The 12024-nt window shown below is 63.2% G+C and carries 10 protein-coding genes; 3 read left to right on the forward strand and 7 right to left on the reverse strand.

Annotation, left to right across the window (positions count from 1 at the left end; all coding sequences use genetic code 11):
- The gene (locus tag LOM8899_RS02125) at positions 1 to 504 is read left to right on the forward strand and encodes a TRAP transporter small permease (RefSeq protein ID WP_093990501.1); all 504 of its coding nucleotides are present in this window, start codon (positions 1 to 3) and stop codon (positions 502 to 504) included.
- Between the two features lie 16 nt (positions 505 to 520).
- Positions 521 to 1819: a TRAP transporter large permease gene (locus LOM8899_RS02130; protein ID WP_093990502.1), complete on the forward strand. Its 1299-nt coding sequence runs from the start codon at positions 521 to 523 to the stop codon at positions 1817 to 1819.
- Positions 1820 to 1984: 165 nt separating this feature from the next.
- On the opposite strand, the gene LOM8899_RS02135 is transcribed toward LOM8899_RS02130, so the two are convergent.
- The 6 genes from LOM8899_RS02135 to LOM8899_RS02160 all read right to left on the reverse strand — a co-directional run bounded on the left by LOM8899_RS02135 (position 1985) and on the right by LOM8899_RS02160 (position 8386).
- Positions 1985 to 2848 (reverse strand): ribokinase, encoded by an 864-nt coding sequence (locus LOM8899_RS02135; protein WP_093990503.1) that lies wholly within the window; start codon positions 2846 to 2848, stop codon positions 1985 to 1987.
- Between the two features lie 9 nt (positions 2849 to 2857).
- Positions 2858 to 3715: a MurR/RpiR family transcriptional regulator gene (locus LOM8899_RS02140; RefSeq protein ID WP_370739279.1), complete on the reverse strand. Its 858-nt coding sequence runs from the start codon at positions 3713 to 3715 to the stop codon at positions 2858 to 2860.
- Positions 3716 to 3717: 2 nt separating this feature from the next.
- A complete protein-coding gene (locus tag LOM8899_RS02145; RefSeq protein ID WP_093990505.1) occupies positions 3718 to 4698 on the reverse strand; it encodes an ABC transporter permease in 981 nt (326 codons plus the stop codon).
- On the reverse strand, positions 4691 to 6238 hold the full coding sequence (locus tag LOM8899_RS02150; RefSeq protein ID WP_245820406.1) for a sugar ABC transporter ATP-binding protein: 1548 nt from the start codon (positions 6236 to 6238) through the stop codon (positions 4691 to 4693). Before LOM8899_RS02150 ends, LOM8899_RS02145 begins: the two co-directional genes overlap by 8 nt.
- A 74-nt stretch (positions 6239 to 6312) precedes the next feature.
- On the reverse strand, positions 6313 to 7365 hold the full coding sequence (locus LOM8899_RS02155; protein ID WP_093990506.1) for a sugar ABC transporter substrate-binding protein: 1053 nt from the start codon (positions 7363 to 7365) through the stop codon (positions 6313 to 6315).
- 43 nt (positions 7366 to 7408) lie between these two features.
- Positions 7409 to 8386, reverse strand: a complete 978-nt coding sequence (locus tag LOM8899_RS02160; protein WP_245820407.1) for a sugar phosphate isomerase/epimerase family protein — start codon at positions 8384 to 8386, stop codon at positions 7409 to 7411.
- 337 nt (positions 8387 to 8723) lie between these two features.
- On the opposite strand from LOM8899_RS02160, the gene LOM8899_RS02165 reads away from it, so the two are divergent.
- Positions 8724 to 10241 carry a catalase gene (locus LOM8899_RS02165; RefSeq protein ID WP_093990507.1) on the forward strand — a complete coding sequence of 506 codons (1518 nt, stop codon included), beginning with the start codon at positions 8724 to 8726 and terminating at the stop codon, positions 10239 to 10241.
- An 81-nt stretch (positions 10242 to 10322) separates the two neighbouring features.
- Here LOM8899_RS02165 and LOM8899_RS02170 read toward each other — a convergent pair whose 3' ends face one another.
- Entirely contained in the window at positions 10323 to 11975 is a 1653-nt protein-coding gene (locus LOM8899_RS02170; protein WP_168770442.1) for an FAD/NAD(P)-binding protein, read from the reverse strand.
- Positions 11976 to 12024 lie beyond the last annotated feature (49 nt).

A 12024-nucleotide genomic window follows, 5' to 3' on the forward strand; every position in this document is an offset into this window, starting at 1 on the left:
ATGCCTAGCAACTCTAGGACAACGGGAGCCAGTGTTCTGATCTGGCTCAAGAGGGGCGCCGATGCAGTCGGCGTCCTGCTCTTTCTCGCCGCCTTCAGCGGTTTCATCATTCAGGTGTTCTGGCGCTATGTGCTGAACGATCCGCTGGCCTGGACCGAAGAAGTGGTGATGATCTGCTTCATCTGGACGGTGTTCTGGGCCGCCGCCTTCATGGTTCCGGTGCGCGAGCATGTGTCGTTCGACGTCGTCTACGATGTCGTCGGAGCACAGACCAAGCGCAGCTTTACCGCCATATCGCTGTCGGCCATCGTCGTCGCCTTTGTCTGGCTGGTTCCCTACACGTGGGACTATCTCGATTTCCTGACGCGCAAGAAATCCCCGGTGCTACGGATACAGATGCACTGGATCTACGGCTGCTACATCCTGTTCGTCGCCGCCTTCGCGGCCCAATCGGCCTGGCGTCTGGCTCAACTCTTCCGCCCCAACTGGCGCGACCAACTGTAAGGATAGGCCCGGTCCGATGATCGCCTCCATCGCATTTCCGCTGATGATCGCCATTCTGGTCATCACGACGGTCATGGGGATGCCGCTCGGCATTTCGATGATCGTGTCCTCCATCTTTTACCTGATTATGAGCGGCCGCGACGTGGGCCTTGCCGCCGAAATGGTGCTCAACGGCGTCTTCGGCAACTTTGTCGCGCTGGCGGTGCCGCTGTTCATCTTTGCGGCCAACATCATGAACGCGTCAAAGATCTCGGACAGGCTGCTCAACTTTGCGCTCGCGATGGTGGGCCGATTGCCGGGCGGGTTGGCGCAGGTCAATATCTTTACCAGCCTCCTGTTTTCGGGGATGAGCGGGAGCGCGGTGTCCGACGTCGCCGGCGTCGGCAAGATCCTGACCAACATGATGACCGAGGGCGACCGGTATCCCCGTGGATTTGCAGGCGCGGTCACGGCCACCTCCTCGGTCGTCGGGCCGATCTTTCCGCCTTCTATCCCGATGGTATTCTATGCGCTGATCTCGTCCACCTCTGTCGGAGCGCTGTTTCTGGGTGGCGTCGTCCCGGCGCTGATGGTCGTCGTCACGCTGGGGATCGTCGTGGGCATCGCCGCCAAGATGCGCGGATTTCCCATCGAAAAGGCGGTCCCGCTGCGCCTGATCCCAATCATCATCCTGCGCGCCATCCCGCCCCTGATGATGCCTGTGATCCTGTTGGGCGGCATCTACACCGGAGCCTTCACCCCGACCGAAGCTGCGGCGGTTTCGGCCTTCTACGCGCTGCTTTTGGCGGTCTTTGCCTACCGCTCCATCGGCCTCGCCGAGTTCTTTGAGGTGGTCCATTCCACGGTCAAGACGACGGCGGTCGTGACCATCGTTCTATGCGGCGCGTTCATCTTCAACTACGTCGTCACCATCGAACGCATTCCGCAGTCCGTCTTTCTGTTCTTTGACCAGTTCGAGCTGAACACGGTCATGTTTTTTCTGATGATCAACCTGCTGTATCTCGTGCTTGGGTGCTTTCTCGACGTGTCGACGATCATGCTCGTCATCACGCCGCTGTTCATCCCCACCGCTGCCGCTCTGGGGATCGATCTGCACCACTTTGGCATCGTCATCGTCTTTAACATGATGATCGGGCTCATCACTCCGCCCTATGGGATATTGCTGTTTATCATCAAGGCGCTGAACGGGATTCCATTGGGCGAGATGATCCGCGAGATCTGGCTGTTCATCGGGGTGCTGATCGCATTGCTGATGATCATCACCTATGTGCCTTCGCTCAGCCTTTGGCTGCCGAGGTTTGCCGGCTTGCTTTGACGGCCTTTCATCTTAAACGCGGTCAGGGCCGTGTTCATGACGGCACCTGCCCGTTGGGACGGCCCGACAAGCGTGTCCTTGCTGCATGATACCGTTGGCCTACACACAAACGCTGTGCGTCGGTTCTTCGGCCAATCTGGCGGGCGCCGCTTGCGGGCAGCGCCGTTACACCCCGCCCGCCACGTGGCGTGCTGCGGACAGGTTCGCGGCCCGCACGGCCTCTGCATAGCTCGATCCTTGCGTGAGAGTGCCGATCAGGACGCCGATGAAATGGTCCCCCGCGCCGTGGGTCGAGACAACGTCGACTTTCTCGCCCGGAACGACGCCCGCCGCGTCGCCGGCGTGATAGGCAACACCGCTGCCGCCTGCCGTGACGATGGCGCATTCAAATCGCGCGGCCAGAGCCTTGGCCGCCTCCGCAGCCGCAGGCAGGCTGTCGACCGTTGCGCCGCACATGGCCTGGGCCTCGATCGAGTTGACGACGACGATATCGACGAGGTCCAGAAAGGTTTCGCTCATCTCGCGCCACGGGGCCGCATTCAAACAGACGGCCACCCCCCTTTGGCGGGCCATCTGCGCCGCGGCGATGTTCACCGGCTCGGGGATTTCGTTCTGTAGGACGAGATAGCGGGCGTCTTGCCAAAGCGCGTCGTCCGAAAGGCCCTGCGGGTCGATCTGCAGATTTGCCCCCGACACGATAACCGCGCCGTAATCGCCACTGGCATCGCTGATGGCGACGCTCATGCCGGTCCCTGCCCCGGCGATCCGGGCGATGTGACCGGTCTGGACCCCGGTTTGCCCAAGGTGGGCCAGCGTGAATGCCGCAAAGTCGTCCTGCCCAACGGCCGACACCAGACGAGTCGGGCTTCCGCTCCGCGCCGCCGAGACGGCCTGATTGCCGCCCTTGCCGCCGAACTTGGGATGCCAGGATTGGCCGGTGACCGTCTCGCCCGCTGCCGGTCGGTGCGGCGCGTTCACGAATATGTCGTAGTGGATCGAGCCGACGACGACGATGGCGGGCGAGGTCATGGCAGGCACCTATGGCTTTCGTTTGGCATCGACGGATTGCATCGTCTTGGACAATTGCGTTTCGGCCAAGGCGAAATCGCGCTGTGCCACACCGACGAAGACCGCGTCCATGATGCTGAGCTGCGCAATCCGCGCCGCCGCATTCTCGCCCAGCAAGGGCGAGCCCTGCGCGGTCGAACACAGGGTCACGTCGGCCAGCTCGGCCAGTGGCGAACCGGCGTAGTTGGTCAGCGCGATGCTGCGGGCTCCGTTCTGACGGGCCAGCGTGACCGCCTCGATCACCGCCATGGTCGAACCGGAATGCGAGACCGCGACGACGACATCGTCGGGGCCGAGCAACGAGGCGGACATCATCATCATGTGAGTGTCGTCGTAGATGTTGCTGCGCAGTCCGATCCGGAGGAACTTGTGCGACACGTCGCGGGCGATCTGGGCGGAACCGCCCAAGCCGTAGAAGTCGCGATTGCGTGCGGCATAGAGCAGGTCGGCCGCACGATCGAACGCGGCCATGTCTAGGATCGACATGGTTTCCTCGATCGCCTGCATCGCGGTGTTGAAGACCTTCTTGACGATGTCGGCCGAACTGTCCTCGGGCGAGATCTCCGCATGCAGCGATGCCACGTCGGATTCGCGGTAGGACACCAGCGCTGCCCGAAAATCGCGATAGCCGTTGAACCCGAGCTTCTTGGCGATCTTGACCACCATCGCATCCGAGACACCGGCATCGTCGGCCACTTCGCGGATCGAGGTCGTCAGGTCGAGGTCCTTGCGGCCAGTGATGGTATTGACCACCCGCGCCTCGAGCGGCGTCATCAGCGGCATCCGCATCCGAACCTGAGCACCAACAGTCCGCGGGTCGATATTCACATTCATCCTTTTCCCCGGGTGGCCCGGTCAATCAGCATCGCGACGATGATGATAATACCGGTGGCGAGAAGTTGATAGAACGCTTGAACGTTCATCAGGGTCAGCCCGTTGCGCAGCGATCCCAGAATAACGGCGCCAAGAAGCGTGCCGATCACCGACCCCTTTCCGCCCATCAGGGATGCCCCGCCGATGGCGGCTGCGGCGATGGCGTCGAGCTCCCACAGATTGCCCATGGTCGGATCGGCCGCCCCCAACCGTCCCATGAGGATCATCGAGGCCAGGGCCGCCAGCCCCCCTGAGAGCATGTAGACCGTGATCTTGGTCCGGGCGACCGGAACACCGGCGATCCGGGCGGCTTCGGGATTGCCGCCAACCGCGAGGATGTATTCCCCCAGCGGGCTTCGGTTCAGCACGATCCACAGGATCGCGGCGACGACGGCGACGATTACCACCGGCACCGGAATGCCAGCCAGATCGCCGTTGATGAAGGACCGGAACTCCGGCGGTATGCCAAAGATCGGGTTCCCGCCGGTAAAGATCAGCGACAGGGCGCGATACAGCGACAGGCCTCCGAGCGTCACGATGAAGGGCTGCAACCCGGCATAGGCAATCAGCGCACCGTTGAAAAAGCCACAAAGCATCCCAGCCCCGAGGGCGGCGAGCAAGGCCAGCGGCAGCGGCACCCCCGCCACCATCAGGCTCGCCCCGGCGACGGCCGATAGCGCAGCGGTCGGGCCGACAGACAGGTCGATGCCGCCAGAAATGATGACGAAGGTCATCCCCAGCGCGATGCAGGCATTGATCGACGATTGCTGCAGGATGTTGAGCAGATTGGGAGCGGTCAGAAAGACCGGGCTCAGCACTCCGAAGACGACGAAGATGAGGATCAGGCCCAGGAGGGTGCCCGCATCGCGCAGGTTGAAGGCGGCCGGCAGAAGGCTCTTGAGGCCGCGCGCCCGGGCGATATCGGTCTGGTCAGTCATGATGGGCCTCTTGCGGCTGTGGCGGCTCTTGCGGAGCCCGCGCTTTGGATTGGGGAATGGCGTGGGCGGCGATCCGGCCTTCGGTGATCTCGTCGCCGGACAAGGTCGCGGCGATCCGGCCCTCGCGCATCACAACGACGCGGTCGGACACGCGCAGGATTTCCGTCATCTCGGAGCTGACGACGACGATCGCCTTGCCCGCCGCTGCCAGCGTCTCGATCAGCTCGTAAATCTCGGATTTCGCACCGATATCGATGCCCCGCGTCGGCTCGTCGAACAGCAGGATATCGACGTCGGCGGCCAGCCAGCGGCCGATGATCGCCTTTTGCTGATTGCCGCCTGAGAACAGGCCGATCGCGCGATCTACGTCCGGCGGGCGCAGGTGCATCTGCTCCATCAGTGCGGTCGCTTCCTTGCGAAGCGCCTTTCTGCGGATCAGTCCGAAGGACGAAAAGGTCTCCATGCAGGGCAAGGCGATATTCGATGCAACGCTGCGATCACGGACGATGCCGTCCTTCTTGCGTTCTTCGGGAACGAGGCCGATCCCGGCGTGGATCGCGTCACGAGGGGAGCGGAAATGGCAGGTCCTCCCGTCCTTGACGATGGTGCCGGTGGAGGCCCGGTCGATGCCCGCCACGAGGCGCAGCATCTCGGTGCGGCCGGAGCCGACGAGGCCGGCGACGCCAAGCACCTCGCCCTTGTGCAAGGTGAAGCCGGCACCCGAAATCAGCCGACCGTCACCCAGATCAGAGACCGACAAGGCGACCTCATCGGTGGCGTGGCTGACGTGCCCCTCGGTCTGAACATCCCGGCCGACCATCCGGGCGATGATCTCGGCTTCGCTGGTCTCGGCGATCGTCACGGTCGTCACGAAACGGCCGTCGCGCAAGACGGTGGCGCGGTCGCAGACCCGGAACACCTCGTTCATCTTGTGCGAGACATAGATGATCGATTTGCCCTGCCCCGCGAGCTTTTCAATGAGCGCGGCAAGGTTGTCGAATTCGGGCGGAGTCAGCGACGATGTCGGTTCATCCATCGCGATGATGCGGGCGTCATCGAGCAACGCGCGGGCGATCTCGACGATCTGCTGCTGAGCGACCTTCAGCTCCGACACAGGGCGGGACGGCTCGATCGCGGGATCGAGGTCTGCCAGGATGGCGCGGGCGCGGGCCTCTTGCGCGCGGCGGTCGACGAGCAGCCCACCGGCCTTGGAAAGCGGCCGCCCCAGAAAGATGTTCTGCGCGACGGTCAGGGCCGGGATCAGCTGCAATTCCTGATGGATCATCGCGATGCCTGCGGCGCGGGCGCTCTTAGGGTCCGTCAGGTTGACGGGGGTGCCGTCGATGAGGATGCGCCCGGCATTCGCGGCAAAGACCGCCGACAGGATATTGAGCATCGTCGATTTGCCGGCACCGTTCTCTCCAAGAAGGCCGTGAACCTCGCCGGGCATGACGGAGAAGGACACGTCGTCGAGGGCCTTGATGCCGGGAAAGCTCTTCTGGATGCCCTCCAGACGCAAGCGTGCAGTTGCCTCTGCCACGGTCGATCCTCCCCTGTTGGTTTGCGAAAGTGGAGCGCCGCGATAGCTCTGCGGCGCTCCGGATCGGGCTCAGATCACTCGGCCAGCAGAGTGGCGCGCAGCGCGGCGGTGTCTTCGACGGCATAGGCGTCGATATTGTCTGCGGTGATCAGGGCTTGCGGCGTGGCGACGACGCGGGGCAGATCCTGCCCGGCCAGCAAGCGCAGCGCGACCTCCATCGCGACCTCTCCGGTCAGAACCGGAAAGCTGTCGACAGTGCCGGTCAGGTCACCGGCCCGGATCGACGCATAGGCGTCCGAGATCCCGTCCGTGCCGAACACGGCGACCTGATCGGCCAGACCGGCGGCCTTGACCGCCTCGACAACGCCCAGCGCCATGCCGTCGTTGTTGGCATAGAAACCGATCAGATCCGGGTGTTGCTGCAGGATTGTCGATGCCGCGTCGTAGGCGGTCTCGCGGCTCCAGTTCGCCGGAATGCTGGCAACGACCTCGAAATCTCCGCCAGCCTCGATGGTGGCGGTGAAGCCATCGGTGCGCTGCCCTGCGGCGAACACGCCCGGCTGCCCTTCGATCACCGCGACCTTGCCACCCTCGGCATTGTCAATGAACCATTGAGCGACCCGCACGCCGTTGTCGCGCTGCACGTTGCCCACATATTGCGCGACCGATGGGATCACGGCGTCATTGACGTTGACGACGACCATGCCCTCGGACAGGGCGCTCTCAAGCGCCGGTTGCAGGTTGTTGTCGGTCTGCGGCGACATGAGCAACGCGTCATAGCCTTGCAGGATCATGTTTTCCGCGATGGACAACTGACCAAGCTGATCGCCCTCGCTGGGGGCGGCCTGATAGGCAAAGCCGACGTTGCTCGCGTCGGCGGCAGACTGATAACCGATGCCGAGCGAGCGCCAGTATTCGTTGGTCAGGGTCTTGGACACGCCACCCACGCGGGTGCCGTCGGCCGGTGTCGGCATGGGGCCAAAGCTGGCCTCGAGCTGCGACCAGTCGATCCGGTCGGGTTCGACGTCGGAGTTGAGCGGCGCGAGGTCCTGCGCGGCGGCAAGGTTGGCCGTCGCCGCCATCAGGCCGGCCACCAGCATGGATCTCAAAGGTGTCGGGTAGTTCATTGGGTCTCCTCCCTTTATGAATTGATGTCTGAGTTGTAAAGTTTCAGCGTCCGGCCATCAGGCGCTGGACGATGCGCTGGGACAGCGGTGAATTCTGCTCGCCGATGGCGCTGCGCAGCTCGTTACTGGCTTCGGCCTGTGCCGCGATGGCGATCAGGCGCTCGGCCATTTCGATGTTGGCCGCGCATTCCTCGACCGGGTCTATGCCCGAGGCATCGGGGAAGGTGTCGAAGTAGATCACCCCGTCATACCCGTCCCGCGTGATCTGCGTCAGCAGCTCCAGCGTCGCGAGCGGATGCACGGAGCCCACCATGAGCCCATCGTCACGCTTGCCGTAGCCGTCGTTGAGATGCACCCCGAGCAGGCGGGACCGCCGCGCAACCTGTGCCGCCGCAAAGGCGGGCATCTCGTCGGCATACAGCACATGGGCGAAATCCAGCGTGACGCCGAGATTGCCAAGGCCGACCTCGTCGATCGCCAGAAGCGTCGTCGCCACGTCCGGCAAAAGTGCGAATGATCTCGGCTCGTTAGGCTTGTATTCAATCGAAATCAGACATTCGGGAGCATGCGCCGCGACCTCGCGGATGCCGTCGATCTCGTCGGCCCACATCTTGGCGTAGTCGCCCTGAAAGCTGTAGTCGAAGCCGTCCTGCCCGAGCCACAGCGTCATCAGCGGCGCGCCCATCTCCAGCGCGGCATCAATGCCCTGCCTGGTCAGGTCGATCGCCTCACGACGGACAACGGGATCAGGATGCGTAAAGGCCCCGAGCTTGAATCCGGGGTTGGTATAATACCGCATGGCGAGGCCGTTGATCTGCAACCCCATGTCGTTGATCTCGGCGCGCACGGCCTTTGGCTCGTCGGTCATGTGATCGGGGTAGTTGAGGTCGACGTGGGTCAAGCCCTCGACCTTCGAGGCCCGCCGCGCGGCCATCATGGGTGTCGGCTTGCCATTGTGGTCCGGCCATTCGGCCTCGGCCTTCGCCGCAAAGGAATTCAATCGTGTCGCAAACCGTATCATCTGGCCCTCCGTTGTTCACGCTTTTATATTTTTTTGTGAAGTTGTCAACGCGCGTTTCTCGAAGAGAGGGCCTTATTTCGGCCAAGATCACCCTGAAGGTTGGGAAAAACAGCTGGTCCGCCCGCGGTGGTGCAGCAGCACGATGCGGCGCCCGATTGCCGCGGCCATAAAGTAACCAATTTAAAACAATCCCTTGAGTGCAGGAGAGACACTCCGCCGCCCCCGGCATTCGATATCTGCGCCGACAGAAAAGCGATTGAGCACGGGAACGCAGACCGCCCCGGCGCGTTCACCCGTTTTACAGCGCCAGTATGCACTCGTTAAAGAAAGGCACATCATGACCGATAAAAAGCCGGGCCCCGCCACGACAACCGACGCGGGCATTCGCGTCCAGAGCGATGAGCATTCGCTGACCGTCGGGCCCGATGGCCCGATCGTCCTGAATGACCATTACCTGCTCGAGCAGATGGCGAACTTCAATCGCGAGCGAATCCCCGAGCGCCAGCCGCACGCCAAGGGCTCCGGTGCCTTCGGGACCTTTGAAACGACGCAGGACGTGTCGAAATACACCAAGGCCAAGATATTCCAGCCCGGTGCGAGTTGCGACGTCGTCATGCGTTTCTCGACCGTGGCCGGCGAACGGGGCAGCCCGGACACCTGGCGCGACCCGCGTGGCTTCTCCGTCAAGATGTATATCGAGGACGGCAATTTCGACATGGTCGGGAACAACACCCCGGTGTTCTTCATTCGAGACCCGATGAAGTTCCAGCATTTCATCCGCAGCCAGAAGCGCCGCGCCGACAACAACCTGCGTGACCACGACATGCAGTGGGACTTCTGGACCCTGTCGCCCGAGAGCGCCCATCAGGTAGCCTATCTCATGGGCGACCGCGGTATTCCGAGGACATGGCGCGAGATGAACGGCTATTCCAGCCACACCTATTCCCTGATCAACGCCGAAGGCGAGAAGTTCTGGGTGAAGTTCCACTTTCACACCGATCAAGGCGACGGCAACGCTTACCTGAGCCAGGACGAAGCGGACAAGATGGCCGGGATGGACGGCGACTACCACCGTCGTGACCTGTTCAATGCCATTGCGGACGGCGATTTCCCGAGTTGGACACTGAAGTGGCAGATCATGCCCTTCGAAGACGCCAAGACCTACCGGATCAATCCGTTCGACCTGACCAAGGTCTGGCCTCATGCGGACTATCCCCTGATCGAGGTCGGCAAACTGACGCTGAACCGCAACCCGACCGATTTCCACACCGAGATCGAGCAGGCCGCGTTTGAGCCAAACAACATGGTGCCGGGCATCGGGTTGTCCCCCGACAAGATGCTTCTCGCCCGCGGGTTTTCCTATGCCGACGCGCATCGGGCGCGCCTCGGGGTCAACTACAAGCAGATCCCGGTCAACAGCGCCAAATCCCCGGTCCACAGCTATTCCAAGGACGGCGCAGGCCGGACAGAGAAAGTGGCGGACCCGGTCTATGCGCCGAACTCCTACGGCGGCCCCTCCGCACAGCCGGAACCCCACGACGAGGCGGGGCATTGGCATTCCGACGGCGACATGGTGCGCCAGGCCTACACCCTGCGCGAAGACGACGACGACTGGACGCAAGCCGGGATTCTGGTGCGAGACGTCATGGACGATGCCGCGCGTGAACGGCTGGTCGGCAATGTCGTCGGGCATCTGACGGACGGCGTCAGCGAGAAGGTTCTGGTGCGGGCCTTTGAATACTGGCGCAATATCGACAGCGACGTCGGCGACAGGATCGAAGCGGGCGTTCGCGAGAAGCTGGGCGGAAAGTCGGACGCGCCCGGCATGGCCTCGGCCAAAAGCATCAGCGGCTAGAGCGGCCGTCATCACCGAAAAACCCCGGCGGAACTTCTGTTCCGCCGGGGTTTGCTTTTGCGGCAGTGGCGAAGGACCTTACTAGACCTGACCGTCGGCCCGCGCCAGAACCCCCTCGGCCCAGCGATGCGTCGACGCTCCGAAGCAATCGTGCAGGGAGTCTGTCGCGATGACGCTGCCAAGCGACAGGCGGCCAAGCAAGCATAGCCCGGCATTGGCGTCGCCGTTCCGCGCGACCAGCGAACCGTCCGGCAGAGTGCGCGCGCCGAAGCCGTCTTCGACCTCTGCGATCAGGCCGTCTTCGACCGCGCCGCGGATTAGCGGATCGACGATATTCTCCAGGCTCGGGCTTGGCAGCACGCCATCGACCATGACATGCGCCAGCGTCGCGTCATTGCCTTCGATCAACCGCCAACCGACGGGATCCAGCACGATGTCGGGATCATCGACCGCCTGCAGACTGACAAGGCCGTCCTCTATCAGAACAAGCAATTGCTCGGATGCCGTCACCGGTGGACCATAGCTGTAGCGTTTCATCGCCTCGTCGAAACCGACAATCGCGGTGGCCGTGTCGGCAGTAAGGTCGGCACGGTTGACGCCGCTGCGAATGTCGTTCTGCAGCTTGCGCCATAGCTGCCCCACCACATAGCCCACCGATGGCGGCAATCGCCTGTGCGCCATTTCGATGGTGGTGCGGAGCGCGACGACCGTATCCTGAACGTCCTGCGTGCCGGGGGAGGAGCGTTCCACGTCGAACCACTGCCGGACCGTCGCCTCGGTGTGAGGAGCCTCCATCGCGGTCAGTATCCGCATCACCGGGCTGACGAGAACATCGCAAATGGTCTTCAACGCAGGCTTCGGCCCTTGCCGGACCGCCTCCGCCAGAGCGTCTTGAAACGCCTCCGCTTCATTCGGGCGCAGATCGTACATGGCGTCGATCTCGGCCGTCGCCGGTTTCGGCGCTGGCGGCACCCCGTCTCGGGAGAACGGCAGTATTCGCGCCGGTTCCCGACCGGACCGGACATAGCGCCCGCCCTCGAACCGCCCTGAAAGGCCAAAGGTCAGCATCCGCAGCACATCGTGTGTCGACAGGCCCAGACCACGGATCGCCACATGCCGGCCGGACCAGCCTTCGGCCGCCGCGACGAGTTCCGTCGCGGGATAGGCCGGGACGAGGTCGAGCCCGTTCTTGTCGGCGTGCTCCGACCAGCGGCGCAGTTGCGGATCGGGTTCCGTTGCCGGTTGGCCGGGGCAGAGAAGCACCTCATCGTAGGGCCCGTGATCGGTATCGCCCGAAACGATCCGCCAGCCATCATCAGTGCGCGTCACCTCGGTCGCCTTTGCGGCGATGTGAGAGATATCGAAAATCCCTTGCGACGCGGTTCTCAGCGCCCCGAACCGAGCGCGGAGAAACGCCCCGAGATCGCACCGGGGCGGGAAATCGTCGGGCGCGTAGGACGTTTGGGACCATGTCGCGAACGGGTCGATCTGATCCCGCAGGATGTCGGGCGGGTCGATCTCGAGAACCCGGACGGGGATGTTCAGCAGGCACAAGGGGCTTTCGTCGGGATGAAAATTCGGCCCGGCCCCAAGGGCATCGCTTGGATCGAAGATGTCGATCTTGACGCCGAGGTTCCGGGTCTTCGCAACCACCGCGAGGGCCTCCAGTGCCCCCAAGCCGCGTGGACCAAACCCGACGACGGCGAGGCTCCGGTCAAACGTACGATCAGTCATTGGTGATGTTCCTTGAAAACGGCGGCACGGCGATCGGAGCCGTCGCGGG

This window comes from Flavimaricola marinus, assembly GCF_900184895.1.
GTDB classification, from domain to species: domain Bacteria; phylum Pseudomonadota; class Alphaproteobacteria; order Rhodobacterales; family Rhodobacteraceae; genus Flavimaricola; species Flavimaricola marinus.

Coding starts and splice junctions, on each gene's coding strand:
- LOM8899_RS02125 (WP_093990501.1), top strand. CDS start 1: ATGCCTAGCAACTCTAGGACAACGGGAGCCAGTGTTCTGATCTGGCTC.
- LOM8899_RS02130 (WP_093990502.1), top strand. CDS start 521: ATGATCGCCTCCATCGCATTTCCGCTGATGATCGCCATTCTGGTCATC.
- LOM8899_RS02135 (WP_093990503.1), bottom strand. CDS start 2,848: ATGACCTCGCCCGCCATCGTCGTCGTCGGCTCGATCCACTACGACATA.
- LOM8899_RS02145 (WP_093990505.1), bottom strand. CDS start 4,698: ATGACTGACCAGACCGATATCGCCCGGGCGCGCGGCCTCAAGAGCCTT.
- LOM8899_RS02155 (WP_093990506.1), bottom strand. CDS start 7,365: ATGAACTACCCGACACCTTTGAGATCCATGCTGGTGGCCGGCCTGATG.
- LOM8899_RS02160 (WP_245820407.1), bottom strand. CDS start 8,386: ATGATACGGTTTGCGACACGATTGAATTCCTTTGCGGCGAAGGCCGAG.
- LOM8899_RS02165 (WP_093990507.1), top strand. CDS start 8,724: ATGACCGATAAAAAGCCGGGCCCCGCCACGACAACCGACGCGGGCATT.
- LOM8899_RS02170 (WP_168770442.1), bottom strand. CDS start 11,975: ATGACTGATCGTACGTTTGACCGGAGCCTCGCCGTCGTCGGGTTTGGT.